This window comes from Acinetobacter sp. YH01020 (assembly GCF_013420275.1).
Taxonomy (GTDB): domain Bacteria; phylum Pseudomonadota; class Gammaproteobacteria; order Pseudomonadales; family Moraxellaceae; genus Acinetobacter; species Acinetobacter amyesii.
The window spans coordinates 20,755-36,545 of sequence record NZ_VOYN01000008.1 but is presented as its reverse complement, the minus strand read 5'-3'; the positions used below and the strand labels follow the sequence as shown (position 1 = coordinate 36,545).

The window sequence follows — 15,791 nt, the reverse complement described above, 5'->3', positions numbered from 1 at the left end:
TTTTGATATAAAAAAGCCTCTTTTGAGGCTTTTTTTATTATTTATCAGTTGGCTAAGTGAGATTTGTATAGATCAAATAAAGTATTTGCCCTGTTGGATTATAAAAACTCTTATAATGGCGACGATTTTAGATTTACAACAACTAAAACTGTCATGCACAATAGAGAAATCATAGATTTACTGCAGAAATGATCGATATGTGCCAGCTGCTCGGAATGAATTGTGCGACTCCTACCGATATTACTTTTTCGTTTCGGGGATTTTCGCAGCGAGCAGGAATTACCTCAGATCATTGTGATGGCTTTGGTATCGCTTTTTTTGAAGATAAAGCATGTCGTTTATTTGTCGACAATCAATCTGCTGTAGAGTCTCCGATTGCTGAGCTGATCCGAAACTATCCGATTAAATCTCGCAATGTGATTGCACACATTCGTAAAGCGACGCAAGGCAAAATTAATCTTGAAAACTCACATCCATTTAGTCGTGAATTGTGGGGCAGACAGTGGATTTTTGCGCATAATGGCGACCTGCATGGCTTTCAGCCTGAGCTCACAGGGCGCTTCAGCCCCGTCGGCAATACCGACAGTGAATTGGCCTTTTGCTATTTGCTCGAGCAAATGGTGAAACGTTTTGGTTATACCGAACCTACACTCGATCAGGTGTTTGATCTGTTATTAGAAATTTCTCCTAAAATTGCAGAACATGGCACCTTTAATTTTTGTTTGTCGAATGGGCAGGCACTATTTAGTTATGCGATTACCAAGCTGCATTGGCTGGTTCGAGAGTTTCCATTTCAACCTGCACAGTTGATTGATATTGATGTTGAAGTCGATTTTAGTGAAGTCACCACGCCTGAAGACCGTGTTGCCGTGATTACCACTGAACCCCTAACGCAAAACGAAGTTTGGACAGCATTTGAGCCGGGTGAAATGATTTTATTTCAACATGGCCGTCCGATACGTGCTGCAAAAACGGTTGTTGAACGTTTAGAACGTGAGCGTCTGGACCCATCTTTAAAACGTGTCACGCGTGCAGATCAGTATTAATTTTGAATGAAAGATATTCATTATAAAAATGAATATCTTACACTTTATTGAATTAAGGGTGTTTTATAAGATATTGAATTGATTAAAAAATATCTTAGCTTTATGCTCGGGATTAAATAAATTAACATAATAAAAACAATTGATTACATTATAAATGGCAGTATTTCAATTAAAACCAACCTTTTTACTTCATTTTTATTTAAGTCCTTTAATTATATGATGAAATTTACGTGATAAGTCCTTCATATTTATAGGTGGTCGTAATGAAAATGAAATGGGTTCCAGAATACAATACTGGTATCGATGTGATTGACGATCAACACAAACGGATTCTTGACTACATCAATGAAATTGATGGCATTGACGCAAATACAGATCGTGATCGTGTAAAACAAATTCTGGAAAACATTATTGATTACACGCAATCACATTTTACCTTCGAAGAATCTTTACAAGAAGAAGCGGGTTATAAATATCGTGTGCCACATAAACGCGTACATGATTTATTTATTAAAAAAATTGAATCTTACCGCGACCGTTTTGAAATGGGGCATGCGATTGAAAATGAATTACATGAAGTGCTTTCAAAATGGCTGATTAACCATATTCAGCACGATGATGCTGATTATGTCGGTGCTGTTAAAGAAAATATGATGGGTATCATCAAAGAAAAAGAAAAGAAAAAAGGCAAAAATTGGTTTGCACGTTTCTTTTCATAACCTCAAAAAATGAAATAAAAACAATTAAATTCTAATAATATCATTTGCGCAGCAAATCACCTTTAAGGTGGTTTGCTTTTTGTTTTTGATTTTCAAGGCACGGCAAGGCAAAATAGCGCTAGAATTTTCAAAGGAATTTGTCATGCAGGACAATGCGATGTCGAAATGGTTATCGCCACTGATGGCGTTCTGTTTATCTTTTATCATTATTGCAACTTTAGCACCGGTAACAGGTATTCAAATTGAACGTCAGCTAGATTTCTGGCTGTTGTGGCTAGGTACAATGCTTATTTTAGCTTTACCGCTATGTTATTTGGAGATTGCGTTAGCAAAACGTTCAAAAATTACAGCAGTTCAAGCACTGTCTTCGCTAACACGTGATGCGGATGCTTCACCCAAATGGCGTATAGTCGGTTGGCTTGCCGTAGTATTTATTCCATTTTTAGCAGGTGCCATGCTTTCAGCCGCGTCGCAATATGTGGCAATTTTTACAGCTAATGGCTTTGCCTATAGCATTATTTTGGCTGTCTTTGCGGTCATTGCATTTGCATTGTCGTTTGTACCACGCCAATTTTTAGTGATTTTGACCGCTATTGGTGTGATTGCTGCAGTAGTCTTAGCGAATGTTATGGGAACGGCATTGCCAGAATGGAAAATGACTACACTCGAATTTAGTGAGTGGGGCAATGCAACTGTTTTGGCGCTCGTAGCAAGTGGTTTGGGGATGGGCTTGTACTGGCAGTCAAGTTTGCCAGCCGTGAAGCAACAAGAGATTGCAAGCAAAACGGTATTTCCAATTTGGATCGCTCAACTCTTGGCAGTGATTGCTTTTGCTTTTTTCGCAGCAAAAACACAAGTACCTGCTTTAGCATTGGTTGTGGGTTTGGTTGCTGCTTCAGCATTGCTGATTCAAATGGCACGTGAACAATTACAACAACGCCAATTGGCCGTAATGGTGCAATGGGCGATTTTATTGGTTGCGGTTTTTGTATGGGCACTGAGCACTGTTGTTCCAGTATTTAATATTGCCTTGTTGATTTGGGGCTTAATTATTTGTCTGATTTATGCGATTTTCGCAGGTTGGATTATGAAGATTAGTCATCTACGTAAGTCAATGAACTTCAGTCATGAAGCTTTCTATAATATTTGGCGTATTGCCGTACGAATCGTCTTACCCTTGTCGATAGTATTGGCATTAGTAGCTGTAGTTGGGCAGTTATTCTAATGACCGCTCAGTTACAAGTGTGGGTGGCTTATGCAGGCGTTGAACAGCAGATATTAATTCCGCTGAGCTTTAACCCCGGTATGACGGTTGAAGATGCCATTATGCAAAGTGGTATTCGACAGCAAGTTGAATTACCCGAAGAGTTAACTCTTGGAATCTTCGGGGCACGTTTAAGCGATGCTTCTCAGTTACTTGAAGCAGGTGATCGCGTCGAAATCTATCGTGCATTAACCATTAATCCGAAAGATATTCGTCGTAATCGCGCCAAGAAAAATCCCGTCGGCCGTTATTGTCGAGGCAATCGTTTCAAGCAATTGTACTTATAAAAAAAACCCCTAAATTTAGGGGTTTATTTTTATCTTAAAGCGACTATAGTGGTGGCGCAGTTAAAATCGCTTCTTTAGAACCTGGTAAGCCCGGTTGAGACTCTGGAATGGTTTCTAAGCCTTCAATTTTTTGAACGATACCGTTTTGGTCAAAGAAGATTTTTAAGTGTTGACCATGTGCAGCAGGAATCTTGGCTTTTTTAGCATATGTTCCTGGGGTATACTTATAAATGTAGTCCCAACGTAACGGATTCATTGGATCGGCAACAGTTGGACTACCTAGCAAAAAGCGAACTTGTTGGTGGCTCATTCCCACTTGAATTTTAGCCGCTTGTGCTTGAGTTAAAGGTGTACCTTGTGGAATATCAACTTTATAAACGCCCAAGGTTGAACAGCCTACGAGCAATGAAGTGACGAATAACGTCAGCATGATTTTTTGCATTTTGCTAAACTATCCCAAATTAATTATGATGCATTTGATCCAAGGATAGATCATACTGCATCTACACTTTGTTGCATATTCCAACTTTAATTTTGTTGAGAGACCTTTTTTCATGCCTATTTCAAATCAAGATTTACGTAAAGCTGGACTTAAAGTTACACTTCCACGAATTAAAATATTGGAATTGCTTGAAAATTCAAGACAACATCACTTAAGCGCAGAAGATATTTATAAGACTTTACTTGAACAAGGTGAAGATGTGGGTTTAGCAACTGTGTATCGCGTGTTAACACAGTTTGAAGCTGCAGGTATTATTCAACGCCATCATTTTGAAAACAATCATTCTGTTTTTGAGATTATGCAAGAAGATCACCATGACCATATTGTGTGTCAAAACTGCAATAAAGTGGTGGAATTTACTAATGATGTGATTGAGCATGAGCAACATCAAGTGGCAGAAAAATTTGGTTTCCAACTTACAGGTCACTCATTAAATCTTTATGGCTATTGTGATGCGCCTGAATGCCAAGAAGCATATCGTAAAAAATAATCCGATGCGGATGAGAATGAATAAAAAACAGACTTCATATGAAGTCTGTTTTTTATTTCCGAAAGCATTTAAGCAAAATTAATGTTGACCATCAAAGGTAATATTTGAATTTGCACGCAGTAAATGCTCACCGCCTTCTTCAGACAATTTAATCTGTAGACGCAGGTCATTCGGTGAATCGGCATGTTTGAGCGCATCTTTGTAGCTAATTTGCTTGGCTTTATAAAGGTCATATAAGGCTTGGTCAAAGGTTTGCATACCCAGTTCACGAGAACGCTTCATCAGGTCTTTAATTTCATGCACTTCACCCTTACGGATTAAGTCTGAAATTAAAGGTGAGTTGATCAAAATCTCAATGGCAGCACGACGTGAATTACCATCAATGGTTGGAATCAACTGCTGCGCAACCATTGCTTTTAAGTTCAAAGATAAGTCCATGAATAGCTGACTATGACGATCCGCTTCAAAGAAGTGAATGATACGGTCGATGGCCTGGTTGGCGTTGTTGGCATGCAGTGTTGCAAAAACCAAGTGACCGGTTTCAGCAAAGGCAATCGCATAGTCCATGGTTTCTCGTGAACGAATCTCACCAATAAGAATCACGTCAGGTGCCTGACGTAGCGTATTCTTTAAGGCAACTTCGAAAGAGTCGGTATCAATACCCACTTCACGTTGGGTAATGATACAGCCTCGGTGTTGGTGTACAAATTCAATCGGGTCTTCAATTGTAATGATATGACCTTTGCTATTTTCATTACGATAGCCAATCAAAGATGCCAAAGAGGTTGATTTACCTGTACCCGTTGCACCTACGAAAATGATAATGCCACGCTTGGTCATCGCTAATTCTTTTAAAATCGGCGGTAATTTCAACTCATCCATCGTTGGAATAACGGTTTCGATACGACGCAGCACCATACCTGGCTGGTCACGTTGTTGAAAGGCGCTGACACGAAAACGAGCAGATTTACTGGTATTACTAATGGCAAAGTTACATTCTCGCGTATCGGCAAATTCCTTACGCTGTTTGTCAGACATAATCGAATGTAAGATTTGACCGACAGTCGGGCCCGGTAACTTAGTCGAGCCAATTGGCAAAATTTGCCCATTGATCTTAATCGAGGGTTCAACATCGGCTGTAATAAACAAATCCGATGCTTTTTTCTCCACCATATAATCAAGTAAGCCGTTAAAATCCATAACGATCGCCCCAAAAAAATAAAAAAATTACAAGAAAGATTCGGGTTGCTTCGCTGCAGTCCGTGCAGTCTGCGTACTAATAATGCCTTTTGCGACAAGATTTTTTAGGCTTTGATCGAGTGTGGTCATACCGTAGTTGGCACCCGTTTGAATCGCTGAATACATTTGCGCAACTTTGTTTTCACGAATCAAGTTACGGATCGCAGGAATACCAATCATAATTTCATGGGCAGCCACACGACCACCGCCATTTTTCTTGAGTAGGGTTTGTGAAATTACGGCTTGAAGTGATTCAGATAACATGGCACGAACCATATCTTTTTCTTCAGCAGGGAATACGTCAATCACACGGTCAATGGTTTTTGCGGCAGAGGTTGTATGTAGTGTACCGAAGACCAAGTGACCGGTTTCAGCAGCTGTCAGCGCCAAACGAATGGTTTCAAGGTCACGCATCTCACCGACTAAGATAATATCCGGGTCTTCACGCAGTGCGGAACGAAGTGCTTCGTTAAAGCCGTGCGTATCACGGTGTACTTCACGTTGGTTGACCAAGCATTTTTTTGATTCGTGTACAAATTCGATCGGGTCTTCGACCGTTAAAATATGGTCATAACGGTTGTCGTTAATGTAATCGACCATCGCAGCAAGCGTGGTTGATTTACCCGAACCTGTTGGACCGGTCACCAATACGATACCACGTGGATATTCACAAATATCTTTGAAGATTTGGCCCATGCCAAGATCTTCAATGGTTAGTACTTTTGAAGGAATGGTACGGAAAACGGCACCAGCACCACGGTTTTGGTTAAATGCGTTCACACGGAAACGAGCCACACCAGGTACTTCAAATGAAAAGTCAGTTTCTAATTTTTCTTCGTAATCACGACGCTGTTTATCGTTCATGATGTCGTAAACCAATTTGTGCACTTCTTTGTGTTCAAGAGCAGGAAGGTTGATACGACGAACTTCACCATCCACACGAATCATTGGTGGCATACCAGAAGATAAATGTAAATCCGAAGCGTTATTTTTGGCAGCAAAGGCCAATAGTTCTGTAATGTCCATAAAATCCCCGAGATAAAAATTAAATCTTAATTATTTTGATAGAATAATAAGGCTTTCCCACAGCTTAACCAACACTTAGTTGCAGGGCAATGCAAAAAAAGATGAATGAAATGAGAACCCCGTCAATGAATAAACTTCAAGAAGCACGAAATCAAGTCTTGCAGCAAATTGAGCAGGCTTGCCAACTTGCGGGTCGACCACAGCAGTCGGTTGAATTGTTGGCTGTATCTAAGACGCATCCTACTGAAATGCTAAGAGAAATGTATACAACGGGGCAACGCTCATTTGGTGAAAATTATCTGCAAGAAGCGCTTGAAAAAATTGAGGCTTTGGCAGATTTAGAGATTGAATGGCATTTCATTGGTCATGTACAGCGCAATAAAACTAAACATTTGGCTTCAAACTTTGCTTGGGTGCATGGGGTAGACCGTTTGATTATTGCGGAGCGTTTATCAAGCCAGCGAGAAGCGACTCAAGCGCCTTTGAATATTTGCCTACAAGTCAATATTGACGCGCAAGATACGAAGGATGGCTGTCAGCCGAATGAAGTAGCAGATTTGGTCGCACAGATTTCTACGCTACCGAATTTACGCTTACGTGGATTAATGGTAATTCCTGCTCCAAACAATCCGCAAGCGTTTGTTGATGCCAAAGTGCTCTTTGAGCATGTCAAAGCACAGCATACGAAACCTGAGGATTGGGATACCTTAAGCATGGGGATGTCAGGTGATATGACAGATGCGATTGCTGCGGGTTCAACGATGGTTCGCGTGGGGACAGCATTGTTTGGCGCACGTGATTATTCAAAATAGGACAGAAGATTCAGCCTGCTTTCAAAAACTAGGCTTATAAAGTGTAAGCACAGCAGATAAATTTTCACAATAGATGAAACCTATGGGTTCAAAGTGAGCCTTTTAATTTGAACTTTCCATTAAAGTTGAGTACAAAATAATCAGGATGTTTTTGATATTGAAGTAATTCACACTTGGACAAATAGGGAAGTTCATGACGGCATATTATCAGTTGATTCAACGCGACGTAGATGCGCAAGGCTGTGTCACGGCACATTACCATTCGACCAATTTAGCACAAGGTGCATGGAATGCACATGAGCAACACATGGCACCAGCTACAGGCATTATTTGTGCTGAATTAGACCGTTTTTCACCACGTCATGATATGCGTATCGGGCGCATTAGCCTCGATATTTTGGGCTTAATTCCTGCTGGCGAGTTTGAAATAATCACGCAAGTGATTCGTCCGGGAAAAACCATTGAACTGATTGAATCTGAAATGCGGGCTCAGGGCAAAACCTGCATTGTGGCACGCACTTGGCGCATGATGACGCAAAATAGCCAGTCCGTGAAAGGTTTGGAGGATGCTGATGTGACTGGGCCAGAAACTGCGCCGATTTGGGACGGTATCCGTCAGTGGCCGGGGGGATATATTCAGTCGATTGAAGCAAGAAGCCATGGGCGCCGTGCAGGTCAAGGCATTGTGTGGCTGAGAACACAGCATGACATGGTTGAAGGTGAGCCGACTGCTGATTTTGTCCGTTTAATGGGCATGGTTGATACCGCCAATGGTATTGTTCCGCGTCAGGATTGGCCATTTGGCTGGGGCTTTCCAAATCTGGATCTACAAATCCATTTGCACCGTTTACCACAGGGACAGTGGTTAGGTCTGGAAACCGTGCAGCAGTATGGAGCGGATGGTGTTGGTTTGAGTAGTTCTGTATTGCATGATGTCCATGGCCCATTTGGGCGTAGTGAACAGATTTTAACGCTACGTCCACTCGGGACGTAATGATCTAGAGAATCAAAAATTATAAAGCCTGCTTTAAGCAGGCTTTTTTTAAGATACGATTTGGATGGTGCTTGCACCTGCTCCGACAGGATTGACTTGAATTTGCACAGGGATTCGTTCGTGCATTTCTTGAATGTGAGAAATTAGCACGACTTTACGCCCTTGGTTTTGTAGCTGATCCAGAGCATTCATCACCATGTGCAGACTTGAAGCGTCTAGCGTACCAAATCCTTCGTCAATAAATAGGCTTTCAATTTTTGTTGTACCTGATGCCATGCTCGCAATGGCTAAGGATAAAGCGAGCGCGGTTAAGAAAGACTCACCGCCTGAAAGCGAAGAGACCGAGCGGGTTTCACCATCCATATCATGATCGACAATGGCTAGGCTTAATGAGTTTTCAAGGCGCTTTAAGGTATAGCGCTGTGAAAGCATCGCCAATTGCTGATTGGCATATTCAATTAAAATATCGAGGTTATATTGCTGTGCCAAATCACGGAATTTCTTGCCCGTTGCATCGCCCATTAAGCTCGAAATCTTATTCCAACGATGTTCCTCAGATTGGATCTGTTGAATCTGATCGGTAAATTGCTGCTGTTTTGCTACATTGCGTTGATGTACTTCGAGTTTGAGTTTCACTTCATCACGCTGTTCCATCACTTGGGTTATTTGTTCAACCAAACTTTGTAATTGTGAGAGTAGTGCTTCAAATTCGATTTCAGGCTGCAGCATTAAGTGCTGCTGTAGTTGCTCATCCAATGTTTTCTTAGCAGACTGAGCATCGCTATATACACGTTCAGCCGAGCTAATTTGCTGTTTCAGTTGCAGCTCTTGCTCATGTGTAATTTCACTGAGCTGCTGCAACAAGGTGTTATTAAAATCAATATGCAGCGCTAACCACTGTTGAATACTCAACGCGGCTGCATTTTGTTGAGTTTGCAACTGTAGTTGCTGTGCCTGATATTTTTGCAGTGTTGCTTGTGCCGTATCAAAGGCTTGGCGTCGCTGCTCAAATTGTTGACGTACCGTATTAAACTGAGTTTGCAGCTGTTGTCGATTTTGCTCAAACTGCAATAACCATTCATGCGGTTTTTCAACGGTTACTTGGGTCATGGTAAAAATAGCTTGGATTGCAAGATCGCTATTTTGTTTACCTTCTTCTAACAGTTTCGCAATTCGTTTTTCAGTTGCAGCAATATTCTCTTGACTGAATTTACTTTGCTGTTTCGCCTGTTCCAGCTGCTGTGTTTTTTGATTCAGTTGTGTATTCAGTTCATTGCGTTGTTTTAACGTATGAAGGCGCTGCTGTAGTTTCTCATAAACCTGTTCAGCAGCGGTGCGGGTCGATTGCTGCCATGCATGTTTTTCAGTGTCATTGAGTATAGACAAAATAGGCTGAATATTTTGTTCTGCATGCTGTACATCGGTCAGCTGTTTTGTCGTGTGCTGAATGTATTGAGACAAAGTTTGGCTGTTTTGCTGCGCCTGTTCATGGGTTTTTAAATCAGCTTCTGTTTGCTGCAAAGACTGCTGTGTTTGTGCAATATGATGCGTTATAGCCGTCTCAAGCAAGCTCAAATCTGAGTGCAAATCGTATGGAATATTCAGTGCATTAAGTGATTGTTCAAGCTGGGTTTGGACATTACTTTGTTGTGTGCTGATTGCGATGAGTTGCTGTGCATTGGCTTCAAATGCAGTGGATTGCTGTGTGCATTTTTTTTGCAGTTGCTGCCACAGATCAAAGGCTACTTTTTCCTGCGCTAGCGCTTGCTGTTCCTGCTGTTCTTGCAGTTTCAACAGTTCATGGGAAAGCTCATCTTGTTTATGTGTATATGGGTGCTCCGTACTACCACAGACTAAACATGCTTCTCCTGCGACCAGATTAGCTCTGAGCTGTTCAATATTTTCTGCATGCAGTAATCGCTGCTGCTGCAACACTGTTTGCAAACTTTCTCGAGCCGATTTTTGTGTATGAAACTCAGTTTCAGCTGTGCTGCATTGCTGCTGATGCTGTGCGAGATCACTTTGCAGTTTTTGTTGCTCTTGCAATTTTTGCTGATGTTCAAGATGTATAGCGTGGTAACGTTGCCAATGACTCTTTGTGACATCCAATTGATTGAGACGATGTAATAACTCTTCACGCGCTGTACGTAAGCCCGTAATTTTAGTGTTAAGCGCTGGGTCATGACCAAATTGCTGGATGAGCTGCTCAAGTTGCTGTTGTTTTTGTGCGAGTTGCTCCGTGGCTTGAGCGACATCACCATATTGCTGCTCAAATTGCACATAACTTTGAATAAAGCGCTGTAAAGGGCTGAGATGTGCAGACAGCGCTTCATCTAAAACTTGAAAATGTGCTGTTTGCAGCAGTAGGGTATTTTGCTGCTCTAACTGTTGTTCTAACTGCTGCTGCACTTGTTGCAATTGCTGTTCGGATTGAAGTAGCGGGGCATGCTGCTCTTGCAGTTTTTTGAGTTCATCTTTCACAGCAATGAGCTGATCGCCTAGCACTCGGCGGTCGGCAATCCGCGCACGTACTAAATCAATTTGATCTTGATGATCAACTTCAAATTGGTGCTGCTGTTTTTGCTGTAGATCAAGTTGTTTAAATTGAGTTTTTTCATGATTAAACTTAATTTCAATTGCGCTGAACTGCTGCTGTGCTTGAGCCAATTGAGGCTGCAGCGTTGCTATTTCAGTACTTAAATTCTTGCGTTGAATGATGCTTGGACGGATTGAGGCGAATTTTTCCAGTTGCTGCAATTGCTGCTTCTGCGGCTGCAGTGCATCGAGTTGCTGCTGTTGAACAGCCAAATATTGCTTACGTTGCTGAATATCCGCATTCAGTTTGTCTTTGTGTTGAAACCATTGTTGCTGTTTGAGCAATTGCTGCTTTTCACTATCGAGTTTTTGGTAAGACTCAGCATGGCTTTGAAATTTCGCCTTGTGTAAGGAAATATCTTCATCCGATAAAATTTCAATATGTCCTAAAACATTTTCCAGCTCTTTACGTTGATTGGCAATTTGCTTGGTTTTTTCAAAGGCCAATTGACCAATTTTCCCGAAAATACTGGAATTGGTCAGATATTCCAACAGCTCGCCACGTTCATTATCACGCGCTTTTAAAAAAGCGGTCACTTCTGACTGAGCCAATAAAACGGCACGGGTAAATTGCTCAAAACTGAGCTGGGTAATCCGTGAAATTTGGCTCTCAACCGCTTTGGTTTTATCCGCAACGACACTACCATCCGTTAAGCATTTCAGTGAACGCTGTACGCTTTGCAATTTGCCATTTGGGTTTTCACGGGCACGTTTAATTTCCCAGCGTGCAGCATAGATTTTTTGGTCTTGAGCAACAAAGCTGAGCTCGGCAAAGCCTTGACCTGTGCCACGGCGTAATACGGTTTGCGGTGAGTTGGTTGGCAACTCTGAACCATCTACATCGATGAGTTTGCCATCACTGTCTTTTAGTCGTGGCACACGGTTAAACAGCGCCAAACACATGGCATCTAAAATGGTCGATTTACCTGCACCTGTTTTACCAATAATTGCCACTAAGCCTGCACTAGCCAATGGCTCAGATTCAAAATCAATAAAATGCTCACCCGCTAAAGATGCCAAGTTTTTAATGCGTATAGATAAAATTTTCATGGCAATTCCTTAAGCGTTCGCATCATCTTCAAGTGATTTTTGTGCTTCATCGACCAAACTTAAAAAATCTTTCATTACGGTGTCATCAGCACCGTAGCCCTGTTTTTCCCAAAGGTTTTGGAATAATTTTTCAGGCGTAGGCGGATCCAGGTTGATTGCAGCTTGTTGCTGATAATTTTGATCTGAATTTAAATAACGGCGGCTGATACGCACCAAACGATAACGGTTTGGCGCTAAAGCTTCTTCAAACTGCTGTCTTAAATTAGGTGCTGGCGGGGTGTCGGTATGATATTCAATTTCGACATATTCACGCTGATCAATATCTTCAATTTCACCGCTCGCCAAAGCGGATAACTGCGTTAAAACCTCCGTAATGCTGCCTTTGATGCGATGCAAATGCACGCTGCGCGGAATCGCTAAGGACTCTATTTGAAAGCGTGATTCATCCTTTTGATTCGGGTCAATACTGATCTCAAGCACTTGATGCTTATAATTGATTTCACTAAAGGACAGGGGAATTGGTGAGCCGCTATAACGGATATGAGCCTGTCCGACTTTTTGCGGTTTATGCAAATGTCCAAGTGCCACATAGTCAATTACATCATCAAACAGTGCAGTTGAAAGCGCTTCTTCATTGCCAATAATAATCGGTCGTTCTGAGTTCGAGGTTTCACCGCCTTGCATGTGGGCATGTGACATTAAAATTAAGGCTTGATCTGAGGTTTTACGAGATTTGGCTTCCGCAATTAATTGCTGATGTACATAGGCAATGGCGTTTTGGCTATTGGTGGTTTGATCATTGAATCCGGTGATCTCGGCAGCCCGTAAAAAAGGTAAGGTTAGACACCATGCCACAATATTTTTGTGTTCATCATAAATAGGCACGAGTAATCGGTCTAAATCGAGCTGACCTTCAGTATTTTTATGGACCACGCCAACAGCTTTGGCATGGTATTTTTCTAATAATGGCTCAACTTGTTCAATACGGTAACCTGAGTCATGATTGCCTGCGATCATCAGGGTTTGCATGTGCGGGGCACGCACATGCGCATCGGCTAAAAATTGATAGAGCTGTTTTTGTGCTTTGGAAGCTGGGTTGATGACATCAAAAATATCACCTGCAATGAGCAGGGCATGCGGCTGTTTCTGTTGTATTTGCTCAAGCAGCCAATTGAGGAATTGCTCATGTTCGTAGTCACGTGAGTGGTTATAGAAGAATTGTCCTAAATGCCAATCAGAAGTATGAAAAAAATGAACAGTCATGCAAGCCCCAAAAATCAAAAAAATTGATTGGGCTCTAAAGTATCACAGATGGTCACGTTTTCGAGGGCGATTAATCATTCATACGTCAAACTAAGTCGTTCTCGACAGTTACAAGGTCATCAATCTAAGCTGTTACTGTGCATTTGAATCGACTTGTACGAGGCCAAAGGTATTGTGGTCTGGGTCTAAGAAATAGCCTTGCCAACATTGACCGGGTATCGCAAATTTTTCCATGGCAATTTGACCCCCCTGCGCCAAAATTTTCTCAGCGATATGGTCGAAATCTTCAACTTCAAAACTACAGGTAAATGCATTGGTGCCGCAGTGCGTTGGTGGAGTCTGAGCAGGGCGCTCTAAGAGGCCACCATGAATGCCTTGGGTTTCAATACGAAAGTACTGAATTGGCAGCCCTTCAACTGGGGTAAATGACCAACCGAAAACCGCAGAATAAAAGGCAACTTCACGCTTTGGATCGGAACTTTGAATTTCAAAATAGCAGAGCTGGTTCATTGTTATTACTCTTTTTGATGGATTGCACATTTCAAATAGCAGAGATTTGAAATTAGGCTAAAAAATACCAAGAACTAGGAATATAAAATGTTGTTCTAATCCTGTATATAGATCAATTGTTGTACAGCGGGTGTGTTGCCTGCATTTGGGGTAGCAGGAGATGCAACATGCCAAATAATCCTTTTGATGAAGAAAAACTTGCAAATAGTATGGTGTATAAGACTTTATTAGAGTCTACATTAGCCATTCCTTGGTGTATTGATTGGGACAGTAAAACATTCAGCTATATTGGACCGCAAATTGAAAAGTTGCTCGGTTGGAAACAAAGTAGTTGGAAAACGGTAGATGATTGGGCGTCACGTATGCACGAGGAAGACCGTAATTATGTACTGAATTATTGTGTTTCACAGTCTATGGCTGGTATAGATCATGAAGCAGATTATCGTGCACTTAAAGAAGATGGTTCATATCTTTGGATACGTGATGTTGTTCATGTCGTGCGTAAACCAAATGGTGATGTAGATTGTCTTGTCGGCTTTATGTTTGATATTTCCGAGCGGAAAAAACAAGAGGAACAACTACAAAAATTGCAACGTCAGCTCGAAGAATATTCATATAAAGATGGCTTAACTGGTATTGCAAATCGACGTTTGTTTGATGACTTTTACCAGCGTGAATGGTTAAACGCAATCCGCACGCAAAAGCCGCTGAGTTTAATTTTGATCGATTTAGATTATTTTAAACAATACAATGACTTGAATGGTCATGTGATTGGGGATACCTGTTTGCATCAAATTGCCAAAAGTTTGGAATCTTGTTGTACACGACCTCGTGATTTAGTTGCGCGTTTTGGTGGCGAGGAATTTGCTTGGATTTTACCAGAGACCAATGAGGCAGCAGCAGCAATGATGGCCGATAGGATTATGGGTGCCGTGCGTGCTGCACGATTACCGCATAAAGCCTCTGCAGTGGCGGAACTCGTCACACTCAGCATGGGGGTAAAAACCATTATTCCTTCAGATCTGGATAATCCAATGCAATTTCTGGATCAAGTTGATAAAAACCTTTATGTAGCCAAAAGACAGGGGCGTAATCGCTACTGTGCTGCATAACATAGATTTGCAGTTGTGAATTATTTTAAAGTTGCAGCAAGTTTTTAGTCAGTCGATATTTTTATCGGCTGATTTTTTTTGGGTGTAGAATATAAAAATAAAATTCGATGCTAAATGCATGAGGCGCAAAATAAAAGACCGACGATTCGAGTGATGATGAAATCGTCGGTCAAAAAATCGATTTTAAATTTAAGTGATGGCTGCTGTTCATACTTAAATTCAAAATGAAGCTTATTGCTTTTAAAAAGGTCACCGAAACATTGTGGATGCCGTCCAAATCATCGGTTGCTACAGACCTTGTACCCTATATAACGTAGCCGTTTACAGATTGGTTGACATGAAAATGAAAAAAAATGCATTTTTTTTTATACTAGGTGTCAACTTCTTCTTGGGTTAAGGTCATGGTGTCTTTAACACGTTATTTTTTCTTGTTTTTTTTCATTTGTTTAATCATGACCTGTATTTGTGGTGTGATCGCTGCATTATTGCCACAGGGTGTAGGCGGTATTTTAACGGTCGTACCCTACCTGATTGCCATGATCGTGGTGTTATTTCGGTTTTTAAATAAAAATCAGAGAGCACCGACACAGGCGGAACGTAAAAAATTTACCTTAGGTTTTAGCCTGATTTTTTGGTTATATAATTTAGCTTTTGTACTTTTGGGTATCGTAATTTTTTCAAGAAAAGATCCTGAAATTTGGCAAAATTTAATGCTCTATGTTCAACATCCTCAGTTTATGAGTTTAATGGTGATCATGTTATTACTGATGGCTATCCCTTTGTATTTAATCACCTATTGGTTTTATGGTCCGCAAGCACAGCGGATGGCTTCTCAAAAGTTTGGCGCATAAAGCTTGATCATCTGGTGATCTTGTTCTATAG

General features: G+C 41.2%; 15 protein-coding genes. 9 read left to right on the top strand and 6 right to left on the bottom strand.

The annotated features are described in order from the left end of the window. The first annotated feature begins 197 nt into the window (after positions 1-197). The 4 genes from FTT85_RS05055 to FTT85_RS05040 all read left to right on the top strand — a co-directional run bounded on the left by FTT85_RS05055 (position 198) and on the right by FTT85_RS05040 (position 3,316). Entirely contained in the window at positions 198-1,046 is an 849-nt protein-coding gene (locus FTT85_RS05055) for a class II glutamine amidotransferase (protein WP_111885279.1), read from the top strand. 263 nt (positions 1,047-1,309) lie between these two features. Next, positions 1,310-1,765: a bacteriohemerythrin gene (locus tag FTT85_RS05050; protein WP_078190032.1), complete on the top strand. Its 456-nt coding sequence runs from the start codon at positions 1,310-1,312 to the stop codon at positions 1,763-1,765. Between the two features lie 142 nt (positions 1,766-1,907). Then, the gene (locus FTT85_RS05045; protein WP_180183029.1) at positions 1,908-2,990 is read left to right on the top strand and encodes a hypothetical protein; all 1,083 of its coding nucleotides are present in this window, start codon (positions 1,908-1,910) and stop codon (positions 2,988-2,990) included. Beyond that, positions 2,990-3,316, top strand: a complete 327-nt coding sequence (locus tag FTT85_RS05040) for an RnfH family protein (RefSeq protein ID WP_180183028.1) — start codon at positions 2,990-2,992, stop codon at positions 3,314-3,316. Before FTT85_RS05045 ends, FTT85_RS05040 begins: the two co-directional genes overlap by 1 nt. 43 nt (positions 3,317-3,359) lie before the next feature. On the opposite strand, the gene FTT85_RS05035 is transcribed toward FTT85_RS05040, so the two are convergent. Next, a complete protein-coding gene (locus FTT85_RS05035) occupies positions 3,360-3,758 on the bottom strand; it encodes an outer membrane protein assembly factor BamE (RefSeq protein WP_078193102.1) in 399 nt (132 codons plus the stop codon). Between the two features lie 112 nt (positions 3,759-3,870). On the opposite strand from FTT85_RS05035, the gene fur reads away from it, so the two are divergent. Then, the gene (gene fur / locus FTT85_RS05030) at positions 3,871-4,308 is read left to right on the top strand and encodes a ferric iron uptake transcriptional regulator (protein ID WP_078193101.1); all 438 of its coding nucleotides are present in this window, start codon (positions 3,871-3,873) and stop codon (positions 4,306-4,308) included. Positions 4,309-4,386: 78 nt separating this feature from the next. Here fur and FTT85_RS05025 read toward each other — a convergent pair whose 3' ends face one another. Together FTT85_RS05025 and FTT85_RS05020 are read right to left on the bottom strand one after the other, a co-directional pair. Next, entirely contained in the window at positions 4,387-5,508 is a 1,122-nt protein-coding gene (locus tag FTT85_RS05025) for a PilT/PilU family type 4a pilus ATPase (protein ID WP_168379063.1), read from the bottom strand. A 27-nt stretch (positions 5,509-5,535) separates the two neighbouring features. Beyond that, on the bottom strand, positions 5,536-6,573 hold the full coding sequence (locus FTT85_RS05020; protein WP_078190026.1) for a type IV pilus twitching motility protein PilT: 1,038 nt from the start codon (positions 6,571-6,573) through the stop codon (positions 5,536-5,538). Positions 6,574-6,698: 125 nt separating this feature from the next. Here FTT85_RS05020 and FTT85_RS05015 point away from each other — a divergent pair, with 125 nt between their 5' ends. Both FTT85_RS05015 and FTT85_RS05010 read left to right on the top strand, forming a co-directional pair. Then, positions 6,699-7,385: a YggS family pyridoxal phosphate-dependent enzyme gene (locus FTT85_RS05015; RefSeq protein ID WP_180121217.1), complete on the top strand. Its 687-nt coding sequence runs from the start codon at positions 6,699-6,701 to the stop codon at positions 7,383-7,385. A 193-nt stretch (positions 7,386-7,578) separates the two neighbouring features. Beyond that, positions 7,579-8,379, top strand: a complete 801-nt coding sequence (locus FTT85_RS05010) for a thioesterase family protein (RefSeq protein WP_078193098.1) — start codon at positions 7,579-7,581, stop codon at positions 8,377-8,379. A 48-nt stretch (positions 8,380-8,427) separates the two neighbouring features. Here the strand turns inward: FTT85_RS05010 and FTT85_RS05005 are convergent, their stop codons facing one another. The 3 genes from FTT85_RS05005 to FTT85_RS04995 form a co-directional block, all read right to left on the bottom strand. Next, on the bottom strand, positions 8,428-12,024 hold the full coding sequence (locus FTT85_RS05005) for an AAA family ATPase (RefSeq protein ID WP_180183027.1): 3,597 nt from the start codon (positions 12,022-12,024) through the stop codon (positions 8,428-8,430). A gap of 9 nt (positions 12,025-12,033) precedes the next feature. Beyond that, positions 12,034-13,287 carry an exonuclease SbcCD subunit D C-terminal domain-containing protein gene (locus FTT85_RS05000; protein WP_180183026.1) on the bottom strand — a complete coding sequence of 418 codons (1,254 nt, stop codon included), beginning with the start codon at positions 13,285-13,287 and terminating at the stop codon, positions 12,034-12,036. 132 nt (positions 13,288-13,419) lie between these two features. Continuing rightward, positions 13,420-13,797, bottom strand: a complete 378-nt coding sequence (locus FTT85_RS04995) for a VOC family protein (RefSeq protein WP_180183025.1) — start codon at positions 13,795-13,797, stop codon at positions 13,420-13,422. Between the two features lie 167 nt (positions 13,798-13,964). Here FTT85_RS04995 and FTT85_RS04990 point away from each other — a divergent pair, with 167 nt between their 5' ends. Next, positions 13,965-14,909, top strand: coding sequence for a sensor domain-containing diguanylate cyclase (locus FTT85_RS04990; RefSeq protein ID WP_180183024.1), 945 nt, complete (start codon positions 13,965-13,967; stop codon positions 14,907-14,909). Positions 14,910-15,310: 401 nt separating this feature from the next. Next, positions 15,311-15,760, top strand: a complete 450-nt coding sequence (locus FTT85_RS04985; protein WP_180183023.1) for an ABZJ_00895 family protein — start codon at positions 15,311-15,313, stop codon at positions 15,758-15,760. Positions 15,761-15,791 lie beyond the last annotated feature (31 nt).